This window comes from Bradyrhizobium sp. NBAIM08, from assembly GCF_020193935.1.
GTDB lineage: Bacteria > Pseudomonadota > Alphaproteobacteria > Rhizobiales > Xanthobacteraceae > Bradyrhizobium > Bradyrhizobium yuanmingense.
In genome coordinates this window covers 282,217-304,557 of record NZ_JADYVR010000004.1, presented here as the reverse complement: position 1 = coordinate 304,557, position 22,341 = coordinate 282,217, and the positions used below count along the sequence as shown (strand labels likewise).

Below are 22,341 nucleotides of genomic sequence, written 5' to 3'. Positions count from 1 at the left end.
CCTGTCGTCGGACGTCATGGCCGGGCTTGTCCCGGCCATCCACGTTCTGCGGCTGTGCATGGAAGTTTCGTGGATGCCCGGGACAAGCCCGGGCATGACGGCTCGGGACATACCGTGCCAATGCTACAAGCGCTCGACGATTGGGGATAGGCTGAGATGCTGGAAAAGGCAGAGGGGACTGAGATCGCGCCCGACAAGGTCAAGGTCGAGTTCGACAATTTCGAGCATGGCTTCCCAGAAGGCTTCGGCCCGGGCTGGTGGGGCCGGCTCGCCTACTGGATCGGCATCGCGTTCGCGATCTTCCAGCTCTACGTCGCCGCCTTCAACTATCTGCCGAGCCAGGTGGTGCGCGGCGTCCATGTCGGATTCCTGCTGCTGCTGACCTTCGGCCTGATCGCCAACTTCACCGCGAAGAGCAATTTCGGCCGTGCGCTGGGCTGGGCGATCGGCGCCGCCGGCTTCTACTGCGGTCTCTACCAATGGATCTTCTATGCCGACCTGATCGCGCGCGATGGCGATCCGACCAGGCTCGATCTCGCCGTCGGCACCCTACTCGCGGTGCTGATCTTCGAGGGCACGCGGCGGCTGATGGGCGCGGCGCTGCCGCTGATGTGCGGTGCGTGTCTCGTCTATTGGTTCTTCGGTCAGTACCTGCCGTCGCCGCTCAACCATCGCGGCTATGATTTCGACCAGATCGTCACGCATTTGTCGTTCGGCACCGAAGGCTTTTACGGCGTGCCGGTCTACGTCTCCGCGACCTACATCTTCCTGTTCATCCTGTTCGGCTCGTTCCTGGAGCGCGCCGGCATGATCCAGCTGTTCACCGACGTCTCGCTCGGCCTGTTCGGCCGCACCCGCGGTGGACCTGCCAAGGTCGCGGTGTTCGCCTCGGGCATGATGGGGACCATCTCCGGCTCGGGCGTCGCCAACGTCGTCACCGTCGGCCAGTTCACGATTCCCTTGATGATCAGGTTCGGCTACCGCCGCGCCTTCGCAGCCGGCGTCGAGGCGACGGCCTCGATGGGCGGCCAGATCATGCCGCCGGTGATGGGGGCGGTCGCCTTCATCATGGCCGAGACGCTCGGCGTGCAATATTCGGAGATCGTCAAGGCCGCCGCGATCCCCGCGATCCTCTATTTCGCCTCCGCGTTCTGGATGGTGCATTTGGAAGCCGGCAAGCACGGCCTGGTCGGCATGAAGCGCTCGGAGATCCCGAGCGCCTGGAAGGCGCTGGTGACGCGCTGGTACCTCGTGCTGCCGCTCGCGGCGCTGGTCTACATGCTGTTCGAGGGTTTTACGCCGCTCTATGCCGGCAGCATGGGCCTTGCGCTGACGGTGGCGCTGATCCTCGGTACCGCCATCACGACGGGCGCCTCCTCGAACGTGATCCGGACCATCTTCTGGGTCGGGCTCGCGCTCGTCGTCGCGGCATTGTCGCGCGACGGCCTCCAGATCGTGCCGGTCGCGACCGTCGTGGTCGGCCTGATCGTGATCACGGCGTTCGTGCGCGGCGGCTTTGCGGCGTTGCGCGCCTGCCGCGATGCGCTGGCCGAGAGCGCGAAATCCGCCATCACCGTCGGCATGGCCTGCGCGATCGTCGGCGTCATCATCGGCATGATGTCGCAGACCGGCGTCGGCACCATTTTCGGCGGCTGGGTGATCGGGCTCGGCGAGAAGAGCCTGTTCCTGGCGCTGGTCATGACCATGCTGCTGTCGATCCTGCTCGGCACCGGCATTCCGACCATCCCGACCTACATCATCACCGCCGCGCTCGCAGCTCCCGCGCTGGCCAAGCTCGGCGTGCCCTTGATCGCGAGCCACATGTTCGCATTCTATTACGGCATCATGGCCGACCTCTCGCCGCCGGTGGCGCTCGCCGCGCTTGCGGCGGCGCCGATCGCCAAGGAGAACCCGGACAAGATCGGCTGGGAGGCGATGCGCATCGCGCTCGCCGGCTACGTCATTCCCTTCATCTTCGTCTATTCGCCGGCCTTGATGCTGCAGGCCGGCGATCCCATGGCGGCCAAGCTCGGCTTCTACGGCGCGGTGGCGCTGGCGAGCTTGAAGGCGCTGGTGGCGATCGGCCTGTTCGGCATGGCCGCGATCGGCTTCCTGTTCACGCGGCTGACGCTGGTCGAGCGCCTGGTCGCGCTCGGCGCCGCGTTCTGCCTGCTCGGCGAATTCCCCTTCAGCGATACTGCGGGCTTCGTGCTCGCCGCCGCGCTGGTGCTGTGGCAATGGCGGCAGCGTCCGCCGGCGCCGGTCGAGGCGGTGTGAGCCTCTGTCTTGCGACAGCGGGCGGCGTGAAAGCGCTGACGCTGTCCGCGTTCACGCTTGTCTGGACGCATTCGATCGCGAAGGTCGAATGGCAGGAAGACTGGCGCCTCACGCCATCAGGCCTCGAGCTGGTGCAAGCCCGCGTCAAGGGCACCGGCCCCGGCATGGAGCCGCCGGCCGAGGCGCGGCTGGTCGACGGCTGGTTTCAATGGCGGCCGCAGCGTGCGCCGATGCCGGAATTGGTGCTCGGCAATTCCGGCGCGGCCGGAGAATGGCGGCTGTGCCATGACGGGACGTGCTGGACATTGTCGGAGATTGTCGGGCATCCCATTGGTGCTAACGTCACCACGTTGAGCGTCTGCAAAGAACCGTAGCCCGGATGGAGCGGAAGCGTAATCCGGGACCACTGCCCCGGATTGCGCTGCGCTCCATCCGGGCTACAAGAACAACAACACGGGAGACACGCGATGGATCGGCTCAAGGGCAAGGTTGCGATGGTGGTGGGGGCCGGCTCGATCGGTCCAGGCTGGGGTAACGGCAAGGCGACCGCGGTGACCTTTGCGCGCGAGGGCGCGCAGGTGTTCTGCGTCGATCGCAACGGTGCCGCGGCCGAGGAGACCGCCAGGATCATCAGCGGCGAGGGCGGCAAGGCGATTGCGTTCACGGCCGACGTGTCGCGGCCTGCCGAGATCGAGGCGATGGTCGCGGCGTGCCTCAAGGCCTATGGCCGCATCGACGTGCTCGACAACAATGTCGGCATCGCCGAGATGGGCAGTGTCGTCGAGGTGAGCGAAGAAAGCTGGGACCGCGTCTTCAGCGTCAACCTCAAGAGCGCCTATCTCGCCATGAAGCACGTCGTTCCCGTCATGGTGAAGCAGGGCGGCGGCTCGATCATCAACATCTCCTCGATCGCCTCGATCCGCCACATGGGCATCTCCTACGTCACCTACGGCGCCTCGAAAGCGGCGATGAACCAGATGACGCGCACCACCGCGATCGAGTTCGCGCGCCATCACGTCCGGATCAACGCGATCCTGCCCGGCCTGATGAAGACGCCGATGGTCGAGCACTCCGCCGGCCTCGCCGCCAGCTACGCCAAGGGCGATGTCGAGGCGATGTGGCGCGCGCGCGACGCCCAGGTGCCGATGGGCCATATGGGCGATGCATTCGACGTCGCCAACGCCGCGCTGTTCCTGGCCTCGGACGAGTCGAAATACGTGACGGGCGTCGAGCTCGTCGTCGACGGCGGGATCACGTGCAAGGCCGGGGCTTGATCCAACCCCAGCTTGCACGCAGCCCGCCGCTGCGAGTCATAGGCGATCGCCCTGGCTCGCAAGGAGGAAGCAGATCATTCACAGCAGGGCGTATTGCGCGCGTTCGCGCCTGGTCAGCAGCGGCAGCGCCTGTTCCGCGATGTAGCTCTTGAAATGCGCGCTCTCCTGGTGCGCCCTAAAGGCGTCTTCGTCGCGGAACAACTCGTAGAACAGGAACTGGGCCGGATTGTCCTTGGCGCGCGAGATCAGGAACAGCTTGACGCCTGGCTCGCGCTGCGCCTGAGGGAGGAAGCCGCGCAGGATTTCGGCAATGCGGTCGGCCTCTTCGGCCTTTGCTTCCCATTGCGCCACGACGAGAAGTCCGCCGCCGATGGCCGGGTGGCCGGCCTCTTGATTCATTGCCTGTTCGGTCATGATGGAGCTCCTTGAGAATGCTCCATTCGATAGCGCGGCTCCGGGCGGCAATGGTTCGATGAAGATCGTAGTGCGAATGTCGCCGCGGCCCAGCGTTCCGTCGCGGGTCGAATTGATTTCCTGCGCGATTTTCGCTACCGCCTTTTCCCGTGGATACGCTCAAGGTCAGAGACGCCAAAGACGTCGAAGAGGTGGTGCGCGCGGCGATCGCGAGCGAGCAGCCGCTCGAGATCATCGGCCATGGCGGCAAGCGCGGCATCGGCCACGCCATGGCGACCAACGCCGTGCTCGACGTCTCCGCGCTCAATGCCGTCACCGCCTACGAGCCGAGCGAGCTCATCATCACGCTCCAGGCCGGCGCGCCGCTGGCCGACGTGCTGGCGCTGATCGACGCCAAGAACCAGCAATTCGCCTTCGAGCCTGTAAACACCGCCCCGCTGCTCGGCACGCCGGCAACAGGCACCATCGGCGGCATGATCGCGGCAGGGCTCGCCGGGCCGCGGCGGATCCGGGCGGGCGGAGCGCGCGACCACCTGCTCGGCGCGCATGCCGTCTCGGGTTTCGGCGACAGCTTCAAGACCGGCGGCAAGGTGGTGAAGAACGTCACCGGCTACGACCTCTGCAAGCTGCTGGCGGGGTCCTGGGGCACGCTGTCGGTGATGACCGAGGTCACGCTCAAGGTGATGCCCAAGCCCGAGGCCGAGCGGACGCTGTTGCTGCGCGGTTTAGATGATGCCGCCGCCAACAAGGCCATGACTGCGGCGCTGGGCTCGGCTTTCGACGTCTCCGCCGCCGCGCATCTGCCGAAATCGGCGTTCAGGGCCGGGACCGAGGGGCTGGGCGACATTGCGGGCCAAGGCGAGGCCGAGGCGCTGACCGTGCTGCGGCTCGAGGGCATCACCGCGTCCGCTGCGCACCGCGCCGGCTCGCTGCGCCAATTGCTTGCGCCGTTTGGAACCGCGACGCTGATCGAGGACGTGGCATCCGCGGCCTTGTGGAGCGCGATCCGCGACGTGCTGCCGTTCGCGGCGAGCGGCGCGCTCGGCGCCTGGCCGGTCTGGCGGATCGTCTGCCCGCCGGCCTCGGGCGCCGCGCTAGGCTCGCAGCTGGCGCGCGAGACGGGCGGCGATGTGATCTACGATTGGGGCGGCGGGCTGATCTGGGCGGCGCTTCCGCCGAAGCCGGACGCGCATGCCCCGGCCGTGCGTGCCCACGCCAATTCCGTCGGCGGGCATGCCACGCTGATCCGGGCCGCCGAGGATATCAGGCGCGAGGTCGACGTGTTCCATCCGCAGGCACCTGGCATTGCCGCGCTGAGCGAGCGGGTGCGCGCCAGCTTCGATCCGAAGACCATTCTCAACCGGGGGCGGCTCACGCGGAGCGCTGGCTGATGAAGACCGAATTCTCACTCGCGCAGCTCGCCGACCCCGATATCGCGGAAGCCGACAAGATCCTGCGCGCCTGCGTCCATTGCGGCTTCTGCACCGCAACCTGCCCGACCTATGTGCTGCTCGGCGACGAGCTCGATAGCCCGCGCGGCCGCATCTATCTGATCAAGGAGATGCTGGAGAAGGACCAGGCGCCGACCGCCGACGTGGTCAAGCATATCGACCGTTGCCTGTCGTGCCTTGCCTGCATGACGACCTGCCCCTCGGGCGTGAACTACATGCACCTGGTCGACCAGGCCCGGGTGCAAATCGAGCAGCGCTATCGGCGGCCGCTGACCGAGCGGCTGCTGCGCCAGGTGCTGGCCTTCGTCCTGCCGGACCCGCAGCGCTTTCGCGTCAGTATGTGGCTGGCGCGGCTCGCCCGTCCGCTCGGCGTCTTGCTGCCGACACCCCGGCCTGCGGCGACGCCGGGCTTGATCCAGCGCATCAAGGCGATGCTGGCGCTGGCGCCGGACCGGCTGCCGCCCGCAGGGCCCGCCGCCGGCAGCGTGTTCGCGGCGCTGGGCAAGAAGCGCGGCCGTGTGGCACTGCTCCAGGGCTGCGCCCAGCAGGTGCTGGCGCCGCGCATCAACCAGGCCGCCATCAGTCTCCTGACCCGCCACGGCATCGAGGTCGTCCTTGTCAGGGACGAGCAGTGCTGTGGCGCGCTGACCCATCACCTCGGCAACGACGAGGATGCGCTGGCACGGGCTCGCGCCAACGTCGCGGCGTGGCGGAAGGAAATGGCCGGCGAGGGGCTCGATGCCATCCTGGTGACGACCTCCGGCTGCGGCACGGTGATCAAGGATTACGGCTATCTCCTGCGCGAGGACACAGCGTGCGCGGCCGATGCTGCGAGGGTCTCGGCGCTTGCCAAGGACATCACCGAATACGTCGCCGGCCTCGAGCTTGCGACGGCGGCGCGAGCGGACGACATCGTCGTCGCCTATCACTCCGCGTGTTCGTTGCAGCATGGACAGAAAATCACAGGCCTTCCGAAAGAATTGCTTTCCAAGAATGGATTCGTGGTGAAAGATGTGCCCGAGAGCCATTTGTGTTGCGGTTCGGCGGGGACCTACAACATTCTCCAGCCCGAGCTTGCGGGTCGGTTGCGTGATCGCAAGGTCGCCAACATCGCGAGCGTCAAGCCGGACATGATTGCCGCGGGCAATATCGGCTGCATGGTGCAGATTGCCAGTGGCACGTCAGTTCCGGTCGTACACACGATTGAGCTTCTCGATTGGGCGACGGGCGGGGCGCGGCCGGCACTGAACGCGCAGGTTTGAGCTTTCAGGAGCCCGAACTGTCCTCCCGAGGTGACGACTGAAGACGCCCGATCAAGCATTGTTCGGCGGCAACAGGAGGACCACGATGGCGAAAGCGAAGAAGAAGAAAAGCAAGAAGGCCAAAAAGGCCAAGAAGGCCGTAGCGGCGAAGAAGTCCGCGAAGAAGGCGACGAAGAAGAAGGCGGCCAAGAAGACCGCCAAGAAGTCTGCCAAGAAATCTGCCAAGAAGGCCGCCCCGAAGAAGGCTGCCAAGACGACCGCAAAGAAGTCGGCGGCCAAGAAGGCTGCTCCGAAGAAGGCCGCGAAGAAGGCGGCACCGAAGAAGGCGAAGGCAGCGCCTGCTCCGAAGCCGTCGGCACCGGCGGAGACTCCCGCGCCCGCCGAGACAAGCTGGGCGATGCCTTCGTCTTCTGCGGAAGCGGCGCCGGCCGAGGGGCAGGGGTAGGAAGGCGGTCTCTCAGCGCCTTCGGACTGTCACTCGGGACTGTTACTCGGGATTGTTACTTGGGATTGTTACTTGGGATTGTAACGAGAAGGCCGCGGCACCCCGGTGCTGCGGCCTTTTTGCATCGCGGAAAGCCGCCTTGGCGGCTGGCGCTCCGGGCCCACCCTGATTCGTAGCGAAGGTGTCACGCCGCCTGGCGATCCCCGGGTTTACACGGGTCTGCACTGCACCTTGGAATGCAAATAATGTGATCGAGAAGCCACACAGCCTGACAACCTTTCGTGAATTCGTCAAAACGCCTAAAAAGTCGGCAGATGCCCGTGCTTTTTGCTTCACGGTTCCTGTCCATCGATCCAAATTGCCGCAGTGACGCAATTTTGCAGGTAGGCCGCATGCCCCGGGGGGCTTCCGGGGGCGACTGCTAAGTAAGAACGGGTAGATGGGGATCGAAATGAAAAAAGTGGCTTTGTTGGCAACGGCGCTGGCAATGGTGACGACGGGTTCGGCGTTCGCGGCAGATCTGCGCGTGAAGGCATTGAAGGCTCCGCCGCCCCCGGCGTTCGATCCTTGGGATATCGCCTTCGGCGGCGGCATCATGAGCGATTACGTCTTCCGCGGCATCACCCAGTCGAACCATAAGCCGGCCGTCACGGCCTATTTCGAGCCTCGCTACAACGTCACCAAGGACTTGCAGCTCTACGTCGGTACGTCCGCCTCGAGCATCTCCTTCCCGAACCGCGCTGCGGCGGAAGTCGACTTCTACGGCGGTATCCGCCCGACCTTCGGCATGTTCGCCTTCGACTTCGGTCTCTGGGGCTACCTCTATCCGGGCGGACAATGCTTCGGCTCGCAGTACACATTGGCTCAGGGCAATTGTGGCGGCGACATCGATTACTCGCAGGGGGCAATCGGCCTTCCGATCAACGGCAACTTCGCCAAGAAGGACGCCAGCTTCTTCGAAGCCTACGCCAAGCTGAACGTCGTCATCAACGACCAGTGGACGGTCGGCTTCAACGAGTACTACTCGCCGAACTTCCTGAACCTCGGCGCCTGGGGCAATTACGCCTCGATCACGGCCAAGTGGACCGCCCCGAGCACAATCTTCGGTGCCAGCGGCGTCGGCATGTACGTGTCGGGTGAGTTCGGCCGGCAGTGGTTCGGCACTTCCGACATCTTCTACGGCATCGCGGGCGATCCGGTTTATGCGAACGGCATCAAGGAGCCGAGCTATAACACTTGGAACGTCGGCGTCGGCTTCACCTACAAGGTGTTCACGCTCGATCTGCGTTATCACGACACCGACCTGAACAAGGGCGACTGCAACGCCTTGACCAGCGATCACACCGCGAAGTTCACCGGAAGCTTCACCCCCATCAACCCGGGCGGCTTCGGCTCCAACTGGTGCAGCGCGGCCGGCGTGGCCAAGCTCTCGTTCGACCTGACGGCGATGAGCAATCTGAAGTAAGCTTCTTTCCGAAACGACTTCGCGAGGGCGGCAGGGCAACCTGCCGCCCTTTTGCTTTTCTCCACGCCGTCATGGCCGGGCTTGACGCGTGTATGGAGTGACGACTCGAACTTGATGATCAGCGGCTACCCAGCGCTCGCCTCAGCGCGCGGCGCTCGGCTCCGCCGCAGTCCGCTCGCCGCCGACGACGTGGATCGCACCGTCCTTCACCAGCGCCACCTTGCGGGTGTGGAAGGCATCGAGCGTCGAGCGGTGGCCGATCGAGACGATGGTGGCCTGCGGCAGTCTCTCCGCCAGCAGCCGGTAGAGCCGGGCTTCCGACGGCTCGTCGAGCGAGGCGGTGGCTTCGTCCAGGAACAGATAGTCGGGCGCATGCAGCAGCGCGCGCGCTAGCCCGAGACGTTGCTGCTCGCCGAGCGAGAGCATCCTGTTCCAGTGGCCGTCCTCGTCCAGCCGCTCGGCGAGATCGGGCAGCCCGACCGCGATCAGGGCCTCGCGGACCTGCGCGGCGTCGAACGCGCCCGGCGCTGCCGGATAGATCACGGCATCGCGCAACACACCGACCGAGAAATAGGGCCGCTGCGGCAGCATCATCAGCTTTGCCTTTTCCGGGACCACAACCGTGCCGGTGCCGAACGGCCAGATGCCGGCGATGGCCCGGAACAGCGTGGACTTGCCGGAGCCGGACGGTCCGGTCACCAGCACGCGCTCCGAGGCCTGAATGGTGAAGGCCTTGGCGGCCACCAGCGGCGTGCCGTTGGGCAGGTTCACGCAGAGCTGCTCGAGGTCGATATGGCGGCCGGCGACCTCCAGCGCGATGGCAGGCTCATGTGCCGGCAGATTGACCGCCGAGGCGACCGACATCTCGAAGCCATCGAGACGGGCAACCACCGCACGCCATTCGGCCAGGGATCGGTAGGCGCTCACGAAGAAGGACAGGGCCTTCTGCACGCTGCCGAAGGCGGAGCCGGTCTGCACCATCCCTCCAAGTTGAATCTTACCGGCAAAATAGGCAGGCGCGGTGAGGATGAAGGGGAAGATCACGGCGGCTTGGGAATAGCTCGCCGTGAAAGCAGTCAGACGCTTGGTCCGGCTCATGATCGCGTACCAATTGCCGACGACATAGCCGTAGCGGTGCAGCAGTCGTTCGCGTTCGGCGCCTTCGCCCTTGAGCAGTGCGATCTGTTCGGAGTTCTCGCGCACGCGGACGAGGTTGAAGCGGAAGTCGGCCTCGTAGCGCTGCTGCTCGAAATTGAGATTGACCAGAGGCGAACCGATCCAGTGCGTGAGCGCGGTGCCGAAGATCGCGTAGACGAGCGCCGCCCACACCAAATAGCCGGGGATGGGAAAGTCGAGGCCGGAGATATGCAGCGGTGCCGCGTTCGACAGCCCCCACAGAATGACCACGAACGAGAGCAGCGTGACGATCGAGGAGAGCAGCCCGATGCCGATATTGAGAGTCTGCTCGACGAAACTCCTGACGTCGTCGGTGATGCGTTGGTCCGGGTTGTCGGCCGCATCGCCCTTGAGCTGCATCCGATAGTGGGTCGCGCTATTCAGCCATTCGCCCAGATAGTGACGTGTCAGCCATTGCCGCCAGCGAATCTGGAGCCACTGATTGAGATAGAGCTGGTAGACGGAAAGCGCGACGCTGGCGCTCGCGAGCAATGTGAAGACGCCCAGCTCCCAGACGAAGCCGTTCCAGTCGCGCTCCTGGAGATAGTTGTAGAAGCGGCTGTACCATTGGTTCACGAGCACATCGATGGCGACCAGCAGCAGTTCGATCACGATCACCGCGCCGAGCAGGCCGCGGCCGGCCCATTTGTCCTCTGACCGGAAATAAGGGATGGCGATTCGCCAGACGATCGCGAGCGTGGCGCGGATGTTGTTCACAGAGCTGGATCTCCTCAGGGGATGTGCACGATGCCCAGAGCCAAATAGCTGAGGCGATGGCGGAAATGGGCGCGCTTAGACTAAAGTCGCAAGTTCTGCAATTTGCGTTGGATTGTCGCAGCCAGCAACCCTAGCATGGTGCCCGCCGGTGCGGGGCAGGGTGCTCCGGGATTTCGCGACCTTGTGAGCGGCCGGGAACCGCCGGATGCGCGAGAACTTCGCGCCGCGGCTGCAACTGGCTGCCGATCGCTTTCTCGTTCGGCGTGGTCTTCGAAGGCGCCCCGGGCTTCGCCATGCCGGTGCGCCTGCATCGACCATGCGCGAACCTTCTCAACGCCCCCGCCGTCTCATAGAAGGTGCGGCAAGTCAGGTCGGTCGAGAGGTCTCATGGTTTCGTTCCAGCGATTGGTGTGTGCGGCGGTTGCAATGTTCGCGATGTCCACACTCGCGCGTGCCCAGGAGGGGTTTCCGTTCGGCACCGAGATGACGCTGGAGGCGTTGCCGCAGGCAGGCTCGAAGCGGATTCCCAACATCGAGATCGGCGACAATGGCGAGGTCGTGCTGGAGCTCTGGTGCAAGGGCGGCAAGGGCCAGTTCTCGGTCGCCGGCAACACCGTGATCTTCGTGCCCGGCCAGATCCAGAACCGCAACTGTCCGCCGGCGAGAGCGCAGGCCGACGACGAGCTCGTCGCAGCCCTCGGCAGCGTCGAGACCTGGAAGCGCCAGGGCGACGTGCTGACGCTGATCGGCCCGAAGCCGCTGCGCTTCAGGACGACGGGGAATTAGGCCTCTGTCATTCCCCGCGAAGGCGGGGAATCCAGTACGCCGCAGCCTATCGATTCCATCGCTGCTGTCTCGGAGTACTGGAAGTCAAGCCTACTTCCAGACCGACTTGTCGGCGTCCCAGCGCTGGCCCTTCAGCTCCTTGACGAGCGCCTCGATCGAGCCGTTGTCGTCGGGCAGATCGCCTTCTTCGTCGAGGCTCGCATCGTCGGACAGATTGAGCCTGGCCCCGCTGCCCTCGTCGGCCGTCGTGGTCGCCGGGCTGCCGATCCAGAGCATGAGCTTGTCGGTGGTGCCCGGCTTGTCGGGCGAGACCAGGCCTGCAAGCTCGATCGTGTCGGTGAGCTCGAGCGCCGGGAAGTCCTGGTTCGGCCGCTTGAACACCAGCTTGAGCCTGCCGGTGGCCGGGTTGAAGTTTTGCGTGACCGGCTTTGCCGCGAGCGTCCTGCTCAGCACGCTCGCCACCGCCGTTGCAAGCTTGCCCTTGTTGATCTTGTCGCCCTCGCGCCAGTCGGCCGCAGGGAAGCGGATGGTGCGGTCCATCTCGGTCATGCCCGCGGTCCAGCCTGCGGCGGTGACGCCCGGCATTGCCTTGAACTTCGCCAGCAGCGCGCCGGCGCGCTCGGGATCGACCGACATGGTGATGGTCTGCTCGCCCGCGCGCAGCGCGTCGCAGCCGACATTGAGGCTCGCCAGCGTCACCTCGACCTCCTGGCCCTTCAGGCTCTTCAGGAAGTCGGTCGCCGCATCCAGCTTGACCTTGACCGCGATCGCTTCCGGCGAGACGTCGGTGAAATCCTTCGGCTGCGGCGTGATGCCGTCGTCGGAGGTCTGACTGTCCAGGAATTCCTTTTCGCTGAGATCGGAATTGTCCGGCGAGGTCACTTCGGTCACCGCCTGGCCGACCGCGATCTGGCCGCGGAATTCGAACATGTCGCCGGACTGCTTGCGCGTCAGCTTGACGCTGACCGGCGACTTCTCACTGATGCTCTGCGTCGTTCCGGTCAGCGTCTGGCCGGCCACCTGGAGGTTGACGACGAAGCGGTCCTTGCGGTCGGAGTTCTTCGCGATGGGGTAGCAGACGTCGAGCACCGCCGCGGTCAGCGTCTTGCCTTGGCGCGTCTCCTTCAGGATCACGTCGGCATTGCCGTCCATCAGCCCGTCCATCGCGGTGAAATAGCGCGTCTCGGTTCCCCCCGGCGCGGTCGCCTTCGGCGACAGCTTCATCTGGGCGGAGGCCTGCGGCGGAACGGCGAGCAGGGCCAGAACGGCCGTGGAGCAAACCAGAAGCGCACGCATCGATGACATCCTCGCGCAACGGCCATGATCCGGAAAGCGTGAAGCGGTCTCTAGGATCATGCCCAAACAATCAGAATCGGCGCGCCACCGTAGTGGGTTTTGGCCGCTGGTTGAATCGGAAAGCGAAACGGGCAGGGTCGGCAAAAAAGAAGGCCGCCCGGAGGCGGCCTTCGCAACTCTGTCACGGAACGGAAGGCTTAGAAGCCGCCCATGCCGCCGCCGGGGGGCATCGCGGGCGGAGCTTCCTTCTTCGGCATCTCGGCGACCATGGCCTCGGTGGTCACCAAGAGGCCGGCCACGGAAGAAGCGTCCTGCAGCGCGGTGCGCACCACCTTGGCTGGATCGATGATGCCCTTCTCGACCATGTCGACATAGTCCTCGTTCTGGGCGTCGAAGCCGAAGGTCTCGGACTTGTTCTCCAGGATCTTGCCGACCACGATCGAGCCTTCCACGCCGGCGTTCTCGGAGATCTGGCGGATCGGGGCTTCCAGCGCCTTCAGCACGATGTTGATGCCGGCCTGGACGTCGTCATTGGCGTTGGTGAGACGGCCGACCGCCTTCTTGGCGCGGAGCAGCGCGACGCCGCCGCCGGGAACGATGCCTTCCTGCACCGCGGCGCGGGTGGCGTTGAGCGCGTCCTCGACGCGGTCCTTCTTCTCCTTGACCTCGATCTCGGTGGCACCGCCGACGCGGATCACCGCGACGCCGCCGGCGAGCTTGGCGAGGCGCTCCTGGAGCTTCTCGCGGTCGTAGTCCGAGGTGGTCTCCTCGATCTGCGCCTTGATCTGGCCGACGCGGGCCTCGATGTCGGGCTTCTTGCCGGCGCCGTTGACGATCGTGGTGTTCTCCTTGTCGATCACCACCTTCTTGGCGCGGCCGAGCATCTTCACCGTGACGTTCTCGAGCTTGATGCCGAGCTCCTCGGAGATCAGCTGGCCGCCGGTCAGGATCGCGATGTCCTCCAGCATGGCCTTGCGGCGGTCACCGAAGCCCGGCGCCTTCACCGCGGCCACCTTCAGGCCGCCACGGAGCCGGTTGACGACCAGGGTGGCCAGCGCCTCGCCCTCGACGTCCTCGGCGATGATGACGAGCGGCTTGCCCGACTGCACCACGGCTTCCAGCACCGGCAGCATGGCCTGCAGGCCCGAGAGCTTCTTCTCGTGCAGGAGGATGTAGGCGTCCTCGAGCTCGGCGGTCATCTTCTCGGCATTGGTGACGAAGTAGGGGCTGAGATAGCCGCGGTCGAACTTCATGCCCTCGACGATATCAACCTCGGTCTCGAGCGACTTGTTCTCCTCGACGGTGATGACGCCCTCGTTGCCGACCTTCTGCATCGCCTGGGCGATCATCTTGCCGATGGCGGCATCGCCGTTGGCCGAGATGGTGCCGACCTGGGCGACCTCGGAGGAGGCGGCGACCGGCTTGGCGCGCTTCTCGATGTCCTTGATGACGGCGGCAACCGCGGTGTCGATGCCGCGCTTGAGATCCATCGGGTTCATGCCGGCGGCGACCGCCTTGGCGCCTTCGCGCACGATGGCCTGGGCCAGCACGGTCGCGGTGGTGGTGCCGTCGCCGGCGAGGTCGTTGGTCTTGGAGGCGACCTCACGCACCATCTGGGCGCCCATGTTCTCGAACTTGTCCTCGAGCTCGATCTCCTTGGCGACCGTGACGCCGTCCTTGGTGATGCGGGGGGCGCCGAAGCTCTTCTCGATGACGACGTTGCGGCCCTTCGGACCGAGCGTCACCTTGACGGCGTTGGCGAGAACGTCGACGCCGCGCAGCATGCGATCGCGCGCGTCTCCGGAAAACTTGACGTCTTTGGCAGCCATGGTCTGCAATCCCTCGTGTTATGTGATGTGTGTTGTCTTGTGCCGTGCGGCGGAACGATGGATGCCCGGATCGCCTGGATCCGGGCATGACATTCAGCGGCTGTTCAGGCGGACGGCCTTAGGCCAGCACGCCCATGATGTCCGACTCCTTCATGATCAGGAGCTCTTCGTTGTCGATCTTGACCTCGGTGCCCGACCACTTGCCGAACAGCACGCGGTCGCCGACCTTGAGGTCGATCGGGATCAGCTTGCCGGTCTCGTCGCGGCCGCCGGGGCCGACGGCGACGACCTCGCCCTGGGACGGCTTTTCCTTGGCCGTGTCCGGAATGATGATGCCGCCCTTGGTCTTTTCCTCGGCGTCGATACGTTTGACCACGACACGGTCATGCAGCGGACGAAATTTGGATTTAGCCATGACGTTTCCCTTTGGAGGCTCGCTTCGGAAGTAGTGGGGTCGGCGGGGCGGCGCTTCCGTCCGCCCTCGCGTCGAGGATCGAACGGCGCGCTTAGCAATCGGGCTTTCCGAGTGCTAATAGTGGGTCCGGAAATATGGCTTGGCCGCGATCCTGTCAAGCAAAGGTGGTTAAGCGATTGTTGAGGCGGATATAGGATGGTGGCATTGGAAACTCGCTCGGGGCGTCGCCGTAAAGAACGACGTCATTGCTCCGGCAGCGGTTTTGCGCTTGGCTGCGGGAGGGGTGCGGCCATGGTCTTGTTCGGGGGAATGCCATGATCAGTTCGGCTCACGCGCGCACGGTTGCCAATCTGGCGGCCGCCTCTTGTCTGGCGCTGCTGCTGGGCGCCTGCGGCGGCGGCTTCAACCTGCCGTCCCTCACGTCGTCCCCGCCGCCGCCCGATGCCGAACCTGGCGTCGCTCCGGAAATGCCCGCCACCATCCGCGCCGACGAGATCGTCGGCCGCTGGGGCCTCGCCTCGTTCCAGAACCCGGCCGATCGCGCCCGCACCGAGAAGATGGCGCGCGAGCAATGCAGGAACCCCTACGTGATCACCGCCGGTTCCTCCGGTGGCGTGATCATGCATCTCGCCGACCAGGCGACGCCGCAGGAGCTGCGGCTGAAGGGCTCGCCGAGCGGCAAGAACTACATCGGGCCGGCCGGCCCGACCCCCGGCGACCAGGACCGCGAAATCGTCTCCTTCGACGGTCGCGTCATGATCACCCGCTTCATCGACAAGGACGCTGGCACCCGCTACGGCAACATGGTCTACGTCCGCTGCGCGCCGAGGGCGTGACGGTCTCTTACCCTCTCCCCTTGTGGGAGAGGTGGCTCGCCGCGTAGCGGCGAGACGGGTGAGGGGTCTATCTCCTCACGAACGGTCTTGCGAGTCGAGAGAACCCTCATCCGGCGCTTCGCGCCACCTTCTCCCACAAGGGGAGAAGGGAAGAAGAGTTCACGATCTGCACCGGCCAAAACAAAAAACGCCGGCCCAAGGCCGGCGTTTTGTTATTCCGATGTCGTCGCCGCTCAGTCGAACAGCGCGTCGATGTCGTCCTGCGAGGCGTGGCCGACGTCGCCGGCGAGCTTGGGGCCGTTGAGGAGCTTCTCGTCCTCGCTGCGGTTGTCGACCTGCGCGGGCACATGGGACTTGATCGCGTCGACGCCGCCCCAGATCTCCATCATCGCGTTGATGTGCTGCTCGATGAACTTCATCGTGCCCATGACCTTGCTGATGCGCTGGCCGGTCAGGTCCTGGAAGTTGCAGGCTTCGAAGATCGAGATGACGCGTTCCTGGATGTCGTCGGCAAGGCGCTTCTGCTGATCGATCGAGTCCACCTTCGACATCGCGCTGGCGGCCTGGTCGATCGATTCCGCGGCTTCGAGGATCTGCTGGGTCGCCTGCTCGGTGCCGCCGACCACCGCGCCGAGCTCGCCGTTGACCTTGGCCATCTCGCCGCCGTCGAAGCTCTTGCCGTGCAGCGTCGCGATCTCGCGCTTGGTGCGGTCGATGGCGTCGTGGATGAGGTCGAGCTCGACCTTCAGCTTCTCGCACTGCTCGATCTGCGCCCGGTAGGTATCGAGCATGGTGCGCGCTTCGGCAAGCTCGTGCGCGGTCGAGGCGTCGATCGCCGCCATGGCAGCGCTGCCGGACAGCGGGGCCGCGACGATGCCCTTCGCCATCTGGGCGCGGATCGCGCGCAGCTCGGCCATGATCTCGCTATGCATCGGGAGTGCCTCTTCAGTTACGTCTACAATGGGCATCTCGCCACCGACGATATCTTCGACGCGAAAACGCTTGCGGTGAACAGCCATCAGGATACTCCCCCACCTCACTCACGCGTCTTTGTAGGCAGAAGCGATTTAACACGAAGTTCACAGCAGGAACTGCTGATCGGCCGCGCGCGACGCGGCGCAAAGAAGCGATTAACCATGGCCGCGCGGCGTTCATCGAAAATAAACGCTGATCGCCAAATTGCAGGCGCGCTCGCGACGTGGTGAATCCAAACGCGCTGTCCGTTTACCAAACAAAACGGCTTTTGCTTTTTATTGACCACGTCGAAGAGCGCGGATCAGCCACCGGCTCTCCACGACGCATGTGATCTAGACGAAACAGTACAGAGTACGTCGATGTTCAAGAAAATGTCTGTCGCGCTGCTCGGCAGCGCTTGCACCTTCATGGCCGGCGCGAACGACGCGGGCGCCTTCGACAACAGCGTGCCGAACGATCCGCCCGCGGTGCTGTACCAGCCGCGCGTGCCGCCGGCCCCGGTGCGCGTGGCGTCCCATTCCAACATGGGCGGCGGCTTCATCGAATTCCTGTTCGGCGATGGCCCCGGCCGCGGCCCGGCCTACGCGCCGGAGCAGCCGGTGTATCAGCAGCAGCCGGGCTATTACGACCAGCGGCGCCTGCCGCCGATGGGCGAGCCGCAGATGCAAGGTGGGTATCAACAAGGCGGATATCAGCAGGGCGCGTCTCTGCAGCAGGAGGCGGTCGATCCGCGGCAGCGTCCGTTCGATCCGAAATTCGAGAAACAACTCGTTGACTATAGCGGCAAGGAAAGTCCCGGCACGATCGTGGTCGATACGCCGAACAAGTTCCTCTATCTCGTCGAGGGCAACGGCCGGGCATTGCGCTACGGCATCGGCGTCGGTCGTCCCGGCTTCACCTGGTCCGGCGTGAAATCGATCACCGCCAAGCGCGAATGGCCGGACTGGACGCCGCCGGCGGAAATGCTCGCGCGCCGGCCCGATCTGCCCAGGCACATGGAAGGCGGCCCGGAAAATCCGCTCGGTGCCCGTGCGATGTATCTGGGATCGACGCTCTATCGCATCCACGGCTCCAACGAGCCCTGGACCATCGGCACCAACGTCTCCTCCGGCTGCATCCGCATGCGCAACGAGGACGTCATCGATCTCTACGGCCGCGTCAATGTCGGCACCAAGGTCGTGGTGATGTGAAGCGTCATGCGCTCGATGGAGCGATCAAGTCCGGGTGCCGCGTCGGCTCGAAATGCGCGGCGTCGAAGGGACGCTGCCGCCGCCAAACGTCCGCCTGAATAGTCCTACGTCCGCTGACGGTGCCTCGACCCGCGACGAGGGACAGCGGCGCGGCGAGGACGAGCTGATGAAGCCGAATGCGGTGCGCGAGCCGAGCGGTTCAGCCGCCGCACCGACAGCTCTGCCTTCCTGAGGCGCTCGTGCAGTCCCTCCAACTCGTACAATTCGGTGATGAGATGGGTCGTGACGTCGCTCAGGGTCGCGATGCGCTGTTGAAGTGAACTCATTCTTAAAACCCCCGACTGTAGCCAAGAGAGGCAGCCACGATGTGTGGCATAAGCAGTGTGTTCTTCCAATTGAACACCCATGTCCAAATTTGGAAATCCGGGAGTCTACGGCGGCGTGTGTCGGAGGACGATTTCGCCCGGCATGGTGAAGTCAGGCGCACCTCGTGACGTTCTGCACGGTGCTGTCCGACAACGCACGCACTAGTCATATTATATCGAATGGCATCATGGCGTGTGGTGGCAGAGCAGAAGTGCGTTGAGCTCTGCTTGAACAGAAATCGGCCGCCCGGAGGCGGCCGTTCCACATCTGTCGGTCGAATGGCCTACGCGTAATCGCTGCCGCCGTCGTCGTCGCCGCCGAAATCGCTGTTGTCGGCCGTGTCGAAGCTGTCGTCGTGATCGTTGCCGTAGTTCTGGTCGTAGTTGTCGCGCTCGTTCGACGCCTGGTCGAAGAAGCCCTGGCGGGATTCCCGGTTCGAGCCAATGTCATCGAGGCCGGCCTCGCGCGCCAGCGAGCCGCCGGACTGATCGCCGCCGCCCCAAGGACTTCCACCAGCGCTGCGGTCGCCGAGCGCGTTGCTGTCGCCAAAACCCTGCTGGTGCGATCCGCCCATCATGCCGCGGATGCTGGAGAGCAGCAGCGAGCCGCCGACGACGCCGGCCGCGGCTGCCGCCGCCGTGCCGAGGAACGAGCCGCCGCCACCGCCGATCGGCGGAGCGCCCTGACCCGGACCTTGGCCGTAAGCCTGTCCGTAAGGCGGCGCGCCGTAACCCGGCTGGCCTTGCGGCATCGCCTGGCCGGTGTTCCAAGCCGGACGCTGCTCACGCTGCGGCACATTCGGCACCGAGCCGCGGGACGGGCCGCCGCCAAACAATGTGTCGCGCATGGTGTCGAGGAAGCCGCCGGACTGCGCCTGCTCGGGCGCGTGGGCCGCTTCCAGCTCCTGGATGCGGGCATTGGCGCGCTTCAACGCTTCGTCCTGGACCAGCGTGGTCTGCACCAGCGCGTAGATGGCGCCGGGCGCCTTGCGCAGCCCGTCGGAGATCGCGGCGATCGCATCGGGATCGCGCTGTGCATTCTCCAGCTTAGAAAGCCGGTCAAAAAGGTCGTCGACGAGCTGGCGTTCCTGCGGCGTCATGATCTGTCTCCTTCGCGCCAAACCAAGCGCGAGAGGAGATGTAGGGTTCCATTATGGCCCCAACAGTGCCGGCCGGATTAAATTTCGGTATGCGACAAGCTGCCTCTGGGCCGCTTTTCGCCGTTCACTGCAGTGTCACGTTGCTGTCGGCCAGCAGGCGCGCGAAGGCATCGCCCGCGAGATAGGCGTGCTCGCGCTCGCGCACGTCGGTCATCGGATCGAGGCCGGTAAGGACATCATCGACGAAGCCGGGATGGCACATCACGAGGCCGCCGTCGGGGAGACCTTCCAGGAATTGCCGCATCAGCGCGCCGAAATCGGCGGCGCGCGTGAAATCATAGGCGCCGGCGAAGCCGGGGTTGAAGCTGAGGCCGGCGCTGCCGGCGCGGCGGCGGAATTGCGCGCTGAGGATATCGAGCACCATGGCCTTGGGGGAGGCCAGCCGCTGCCGCAGCGGCAGGTCGCGGCCGCCTTGGCGCACCCAGGCGTTCGGCGCGACTTCGCTGACCGCATCGACAAAACCGTCGCGCACCTGCGGGAAGAGCTGCACATGCTGGTGACCGTCGACGAAGTCGGGGGTGCGTCCGAACGCGTCCATGAAGGCGGCCAGCTGTGCCTTCACCTCGTTGCGGATGAATTCACGGTCGAGCCGGCGCATCAGTCCGGCGCGCAGCAGCTTGGGAAAGGCGAAGAACATGTCGCCGTCCAAGGGGCGGAAATGCATGGTGAGCGGCCGGAACGGCGCCGACAGCGTCACGTGCAATCCGATCGCGCAACGCGGGCTTTGCGTTGCCGAAGCCTGCAGCGCCTCGACGTCGCCGCGCGCGATCGCGGGCCCCACCATCATCACCGAGGTGGCATTGAGGCGGCCGCGTTCGATCAGGTCGCGAATGGCGCGGTTGACGCCCGGGCTGATGCCGTAATCGTCGGCGCAGAGCCAGATCCGCCGCGGGCTCGCGGCCACGCTCATTCGGCTGCCGTCCTGCTCGCGGCATCATCAGCTTCGGAATGCTTCTCGCTGTGCTCGGCGACGAAGTAGATCGGCCGCGCCTTCAGCTCGGAGAGGATCTTGCCGATATATTCGCCGACGATGCCGATCATGATGAGCTGCACGCCGCCGATCGTCATCAGTCCGATCACGAGCGAGGGATAGCCGGGCACCTGCTTGCCGGTCGTGAACACTTCCCAGAGGATCGAAAGGCCGAACAGGAAGGCGCCTCCTGCGAGAATGACGCCGAGCAGGCTGGCGAAGCGCAAGGGCGCCACTGAAAAGGACGTCAGGCCCTCGATCGACAGGCCAAGCAGGCTCGCGGCGTTGAAGGTGGTGACGCCATGGGCACGCGCTGCGGGCTCGTAGTCGACGCGGATCTGGCGGAAACCGATCCAGCTGGCGAGGCCCTTGAAGAAGCGGTTGCGTTCCGGCAGCTGCCTCAGCGCCGCGACCGCGCGCGGCGACAGCAGGCGGAAATCGCCGGCGTCCTCCGGAATCTTCTGACGGGCGCCCCAATTGATCAGCGCGTAGAAGCCGTGCACCGCGACCCGGCGCAGGAAGGACTCGTTGTCGCGATGCGCCTTGGCGGTATAGACGACGTCATAGCCGTCATCGATCCAGTGCCGCACCAGCTGTTCCACCAGCACCGGCGGATGCTGGCCGTCGCCGTCCATGAACATGACCGCGCCGAGGCGGGCATGGTCGAGGCCCGCCATCAGCGCGGCCTCCTTGCCGAAATTGCGCGACAGCGACACCACCTGGACGTCGATGGCGTCGGCCGGCAATGACCGCGCGATCGACAGCGTCGCATCCTTGCTGCCGTCGTCGACATAGACAACTTCGCAGGACAGGCGATAGCGCTGCCGCAGGGTCTTGGCGAGCTCGCAGATGCGCTGATGCAGGCCGGCAAGGCCAGCCGCCTCGTTGTAGACGGGAACGACGATCGACAGCCCCTTCGCGGCTGCGCTGGCTGCGGTGGTCGTCATGCCGGATACGTCAGAGCCCAGCGTCATCGATCAAGGTTCCAGAGGTGTTTAGGTCTTCTCAACCGCATATGGTAGCTGCCGTTTGCTGTCGCAAAGCTGAACAAACCTTGGGCTCACCGCCGCAGGAACGCCTCCAGCTTGGCGAACAGCGGGTTCTCCCGGTCGAACACGTAGTCGAGCGACACCACCGAGACGGTCTCGGCGCCATGCTCGCGCAGGAAGCTCGCCAGCGCGTAGAGCTGCCCCGGTGGGCAGTGCAGGGTCAGCATGCCTGACGAGGTCGGACCGCCGAACGGGGCCTCCACGCCGAACCGGCTGTGGGCTTCCCCGAGCAGGGCGGCATCGCATTGCCGGAAGCGGGTGCGGACTTCGCGGTACTTGTTGGCCCGCGCCCGCGCTGCGATGTGATCGAGGATGACACGCGCCGTCTCGCGCGCCTGCGGCGACCAGTCGGCCTCCTTGGCGGCCACCAGATTGGCCTGGCTGCGCAGGATCACGCCGTCATCGAGCACCCGCAGGCCGTTGGCCGCAAGCGTCGCGCCGGTCGTGGTGATGTCGACGATCAGCTCGGCGCTGCCGGCCGCCGGCGCCCCTTCGGTGGCGCCCGCGCTCTCGACGATGCGGTAATCGCTGATGCCGTGAGCCTGGAAGAAGCCGCGGGTGAGGTTGACGAATTTGGTCGCGACCCGCATCCGCATGTGATGCTGCTCGCGGAAGCCGGTGGTGACGTCGTCAAGGTCGGCCATGGTGCGGACGTCGATCCAGGCCTGCGGCACCGCGACGACGACGTCGGCATAGCCGAAGCCGAGCCCGTCGATCAGCGACACGCGCTTGTCGGCATCGGCGATGTTCTCGCGCACCAGGTCTTCGCCGGTGACGCCGAGATGCGCGAAGCCGCGCGACAATTGCGCGGCGATCTCGCTCGCCGAGAGATAGGCGACCTCGACATTGTCGAGGCCTGCGATGGTGCCGCGGTAGTCGCGGGCGCCGCCGGCCTTCGACAGTTTGAGGCCGGCACGGGCAAAGAAGGCCTCAGTGTTCTCCTGCAGGCGGCCCTTGGAGGGAACGGCCAGAACGAATGGCGCGCTCAT

The 22,341-nt window shown here is 65.3% G+C and carries 21 protein-coding genes; 11 read left to right on the top strand and 10 right to left on the bottom strand.

Annotated elements, in window-relative coordinates:
* Positions 1 to 156: 156 nt before the first annotated feature.
* From I6F37_RS16085 to I6F37_RS16075, 3 genes are all read left to right on the top strand, one after another.
* On the top strand, positions 157 to 2,277 hold the full coding sequence (locus I6F37_RS16085) for a TRAP transporter permease (RefSeq protein WP_225151906.1): 2,121 nt from the start codon (positions 157 to 159) through the stop codon (positions 2,275 to 2,277).
* Positions 2,238 to 2,651, top strand: coding sequence for a DUF1850 domain-containing protein (locus tag I6F37_RS16080; RefSeq protein WP_225151903.1), 414 nt, complete (start codon positions 2,238 to 2,240; stop codon positions 2,649 to 2,651). Before I6F37_RS16085 ends, I6F37_RS16080 begins: the two co-directional genes overlap by 40 nt.
* Positions 2,652 to 2,744: 93 nt before the next feature.
* A complete protein-coding gene (locus I6F37_RS16075) occupies positions 2,745 to 3,551 on the top strand; it encodes an SDR family NAD(P)-dependent oxidoreductase (RefSeq protein ID WP_225151901.1) in 807 nt (268 codons plus the stop codon).
* Between the two features lie 78 nt (positions 3,552 to 3,629).
* Here the strand turns inward: I6F37_RS16075 and I6F37_RS16070 are convergent, their stop codons facing one another.
* The gene (locus I6F37_RS16070; RefSeq protein WP_225151899.1) at positions 3,630 to 3,965 is read right to left on the bottom strand and encodes a putative quinol monooxygenase; all 336 of its coding nucleotides are present in this window, start codon (positions 3,963 to 3,965) and stop codon (positions 3,630 to 3,632) included.
* 149 nt (positions 3,966 to 4,114) lie between these two features.
* Here I6F37_RS16070 and I6F37_RS16065 point away from each other — a divergent pair, with 149 nt between their 5' ends.
* From I6F37_RS16065 to I6F37_RS16050, 4 genes are all read left to right on the top strand, one after another.
* Positions 4,115 to 5,356 (top strand): FAD-binding protein, encoded by a 1,242-nt coding sequence (locus tag I6F37_RS16065; protein WP_225151897.1) that lies wholly within the window; start codon positions 4,115 to 4,117, stop codon positions 5,354 to 5,356.
* Positions 5,356 to 6,678 (top strand): glycolate oxidase subunit GlcF, encoded by a 1,323-nt coding sequence (gene glcF, locus I6F37_RS16060; protein WP_057027623.1) that lies wholly within the window; start codon positions 5,356 to 5,358, stop codon positions 6,676 to 6,678. The genes I6F37_RS16065 and glcF overlap by 1 nt, the downstream gene beginning before the upstream one ends.
* An 85-nt stretch (positions 6,679 to 6,763) precedes the next feature.
* Positions 6,764 to 7,123 carry a hypothetical protein gene (locus I6F37_RS16055; RefSeq protein ID WP_036039910.1) on the top strand — a complete coding sequence of 120 codons (360 nt, stop codon included), beginning with the start codon at positions 6,764 to 6,766 and terminating at the stop codon, positions 7,121 to 7,123.
* A 451-nt stretch (positions 7,124 to 7,574) separates the two neighbouring features.
* Positions 7,575 to 8,588: a TorF family putative porin gene (locus I6F37_RS16050; protein ID WP_036027050.1), complete on the top strand. Its 1,014-nt coding sequence runs from the start codon at positions 7,575 to 7,577 to the stop codon at positions 8,586 to 8,588.
* Between the two features lie 141 nt (positions 8,589 to 8,729).
* Here the strand turns inward: I6F37_RS16050 and I6F37_RS16045 are convergent, their stop codons facing one another.
* Positions 8,730 to 10,481 (bottom strand): ABC transporter ATP-binding protein/permease, encoded by a 1,752-nt coding sequence (locus I6F37_RS16045; RefSeq protein ID WP_225151895.1) that lies wholly within the window; start codon positions 10,479 to 10,481, stop codon positions 8,730 to 8,732.
* A gap of 387 nt (positions 10,482 to 10,868) precedes the next feature.
* Here I6F37_RS16045 and I6F37_RS16040 point away from each other — a divergent pair, with 387 nt between their 5' ends.
* Positions 10,869 to 11,267, top strand: a complete 399-nt coding sequence (locus I6F37_RS16040) for an META domain-containing protein (protein WP_036014293.1) — start codon at positions 10,869 to 10,871, stop codon at positions 11,265 to 11,267.
* Between the two features lie 90 nt (positions 11,268 to 11,357).
* Here I6F37_RS16040 and I6F37_RS16035 read toward each other — a convergent pair whose 3' ends face one another.
* The 3 genes from I6F37_RS16035 to groES all read right to left on the bottom strand — a co-directional run bounded on the left by I6F37_RS16035 (position 11,358) and on the right by groES (position 14,807).
* Positions 11,358 to 12,563, bottom strand: coding sequence for a hypothetical protein (locus I6F37_RS16035; protein ID WP_225151893.1), 1,206 nt, complete (start codon positions 12,561 to 12,563; stop codon positions 11,358 to 11,360).
* Between the two features lie 197 nt (positions 12,564 to 12,760).
* Positions 12,761 to 14,392, bottom strand: a complete 1,632-nt coding sequence (gene groL, locus I6F37_RS16030) for a chaperonin GroEL (protein ID WP_036014289.1) — start codon at positions 14,390 to 14,392, stop codon at positions 12,761 to 12,763.
* Positions 14,393 to 14,510: 118 nt separating this feature from the next.
* Positions 14,511 to 14,807: a co-chaperone GroES gene (groES, locus tag I6F37_RS16025; protein ID WP_025033779.1), complete on the bottom strand. Its 297-nt coding sequence runs from the start codon at positions 14,805 to 14,807 to the stop codon at positions 14,511 to 14,513.
* A gap of 314 nt (positions 14,808 to 15,121) precedes the next feature.
* On the opposite strand from groES, the gene I6F37_RS16020 reads away from it, so the two are divergent.
* Positions 15,122 to 15,643 carry a hypothetical protein gene (locus I6F37_RS16020; RefSeq protein WP_036027056.1) on the top strand — a complete coding sequence of 174 codons (522 nt, stop codon included), beginning with the start codon at positions 15,122 to 15,124 and terminating at the stop codon, positions 15,641 to 15,643.
* Positions 15,644 to 15,876: 233 nt separating this feature from the next.
* Here the strand turns inward: I6F37_RS16020 and I6F37_RS16015 are convergent, their stop codons facing one another.
* On the bottom strand, positions 15,877 to 16,662 hold the full coding sequence (locus I6F37_RS16015; RefSeq protein ID WP_036014285.1) for a protein phosphatase CheZ: 786 nt from the start codon (positions 16,660 to 16,662) through the stop codon (positions 15,877 to 15,879).
* A 315-nt stretch (positions 16,663 to 16,977) separates the two neighbouring features.
* On the opposite strand from I6F37_RS16015, the gene I6F37_RS16010 reads away from it, so the two are divergent.
* Both I6F37_RS16010 and I6F37_RS16005 read left to right on the top strand, forming a co-directional pair.
* Complete coding sequence (locus I6F37_RS16010; protein WP_036014283.1) at positions 16,978 to 17,808, top strand: L,D-transpeptidase; 831 nt, start codon at positions 16,978 to 16,980, stop codon at positions 17,806 to 17,808.
* A 34-nt stretch (positions 17,809 to 17,842) separates the two neighbouring features.
* Positions 17,843 to 18,040, top strand: a complete 198-nt coding sequence (locus I6F37_RS16005; protein ID WP_146207773.1) for a hypothetical protein — start codon at positions 17,843 to 17,845, stop codon at positions 18,038 to 18,040.
* Positions 18,041 to 18,457: 417 nt separating this feature from the next.
* Here I6F37_RS16005 and I6F37_RS16000 read toward each other — a convergent pair whose 3' ends face one another.
* The 4 genes from I6F37_RS16000 to hisG form a co-directional block, all read right to left on the bottom strand.
* The gene (locus I6F37_RS16000; protein ID WP_036014279.1) at positions 18,458 to 19,273 is read right to left on the bottom strand and encodes a DUF2076 domain-containing protein; all 816 of its coding nucleotides are present in this window, start codon (positions 19,271 to 19,273) and stop codon (positions 18,458 to 18,460) included.
* Positions 19,274 to 19,397: 124 nt separating this feature from the next.
* Entirely contained in the window at positions 19,398 to 20,243 is an 846-nt protein-coding gene (locus tag I6F37_RS15995) for a ChbG/HpnK family deacetylase (protein ID WP_225151891.1), read from the bottom strand.
* On the bottom strand, positions 20,240 to 21,277 hold the full coding sequence (locus tag I6F37_RS15990; protein WP_225151889.1) for a glycosyltransferase family 2 protein: 1,038 nt from the start codon (positions 21,275 to 21,277) through the stop codon (positions 20,240 to 20,242). The genes I6F37_RS15995 and I6F37_RS15990 overlap by 4 nt, the downstream gene beginning before the upstream one ends.
* 86 nt (positions 21,278 to 21,363) lie before the next feature.
* A complete protein-coding gene (gene hisG, locus I6F37_RS15985; protein WP_225151887.1) occupies positions 21,364 to 22,341 on the bottom strand; it encodes an ATP phosphoribosyltransferase in 978 nt (325 codons plus the stop codon).

What these genes read in the sequence shown, in the direction of transcription:
- I6F37_RS16085 (WP_225151906.1), top strand. Translation starts at nt 157, where the DNA reads ATGCTGGAAAAGGCAGAGGGGACTGAGATCGCGCCCGACAAGGTCAAG.
- I6F37_RS16080 (WP_225151903.1), top strand. Translation starts at nt 2,238, where the DNA reads ATGGCGGCAGCGTCCGCCGGCGCCGGTCGAGGCGGTGTGAGCCTCTGT.
- I6F37_RS16075 (WP_225151901.1), top strand. Translation starts at nt 2,745, where the DNA reads ATGGATCGGCTCAAGGGCAAGGTTGCGATGGTGGTGGGGGCCGGCTCG.
- I6F37_RS16070 (WP_225151899.1), bottom strand. Translation starts at nt 3,965, where the DNA reads ATGACCGAACAGGCAATGAATCAAGAGGCCGGCCACCCGGCCATCGGC.
- glcF (WP_057027623.1), top strand. Translation starts at nt 5,356, where the DNA reads ATGAAGACCGAATTCTCACTCGCGCAGCTCGCCGACCCCGATATCGCG.
- I6F37_RS16055 (WP_036039910.1), top strand. Translation starts at nt 6,764, where the DNA reads ATGGCGAAAGCGAAGAAGAAGAAAAGCAAGAAGGCCAAAAAGGCCAAG.
- I6F37_RS16050 (WP_036027050.1), top strand. Translation starts at nt 7,575, where the DNA reads ATGAAAAAAGTGGCTTTGTTGGCAACGGCGCTGGCAATGGTGACGACG.
- I6F37_RS16040 (WP_036014293.1), top strand. Translation starts at nt 10,869, where the DNA reads ATGGTTTCGTTCCAGCGATTGGTGTGTGCGGCGGTTGCAATGTTCGCG.
- I6F37_RS16035 (WP_225151893.1), bottom strand. Translation starts at nt 12,563, where the DNA reads ATGCGTGCGCTTCTGGTTTGCTCCACGGCCGTTCTGGCCCTGCTCGCC.
- groL (WP_036014289.1), bottom strand. Translation starts at nt 14,392, where the DNA reads ATGGCTGCCAAAGACGTCAAGTTTTCCGGAGACGCGCGCGATCGCATG.
- groES (WP_025033779.1), bottom strand. Translation starts at nt 14,807, where the DNA reads ATGGCTAAATCCAAATTTCGTCCGCTGCATGACCGTGTCGTGGTCAAA.
- I6F37_RS16020 (WP_036027056.1), top strand. Translation starts at nt 15,122, where the DNA reads ATGATCAGTTCGGCTCACGCGCGCACGGTTGCCAATCTGGCGGCCGCC.
- I6F37_RS16015 (WP_036014285.1), bottom strand. Translation starts at nt 16,662, where the DNA reads ATGGCTGTTCACCGCAAGCGTTTTCGCGTCGAAGATATCGTCGGTGGC.
- I6F37_RS16010 (WP_036014283.1), top strand. Translation starts at nt 16,978, where the DNA reads ATGTTCAAGAAAATGTCTGTCGCGCTGCTCGGCAGCGCTTGCACCTTC.
- I6F37_RS16000 (WP_036014279.1), bottom strand. Translation starts at nt 19,273, where the DNA reads ATGACGCCGCAGGAACGCCAGCTCGTCGACGACCTTTTTGACCGGCTT.
- I6F37_RS15995 (WP_225151891.1), bottom strand. Translation starts at nt 20,243, where the DNA reads ATGAGCGTGGCCGCGAGCCCGCGGCGGATCTGGCTCTGCGCCGACGAT.
- I6F37_RS15990 (WP_225151889.1), bottom strand. Translation starts at nt 21,277, where the DNA reads ATGACGCTGGGCTCTGACGTATCCGGCATGACGACCACCGCAGCCAGC.
- hisG (WP_225151887.1), bottom strand. Translation starts at nt 22,341, where the DNA reads ATGAGCGCGCCATTCGTTCTGGCCGTTCCCTCCAAGGGCCGCCTGCAG.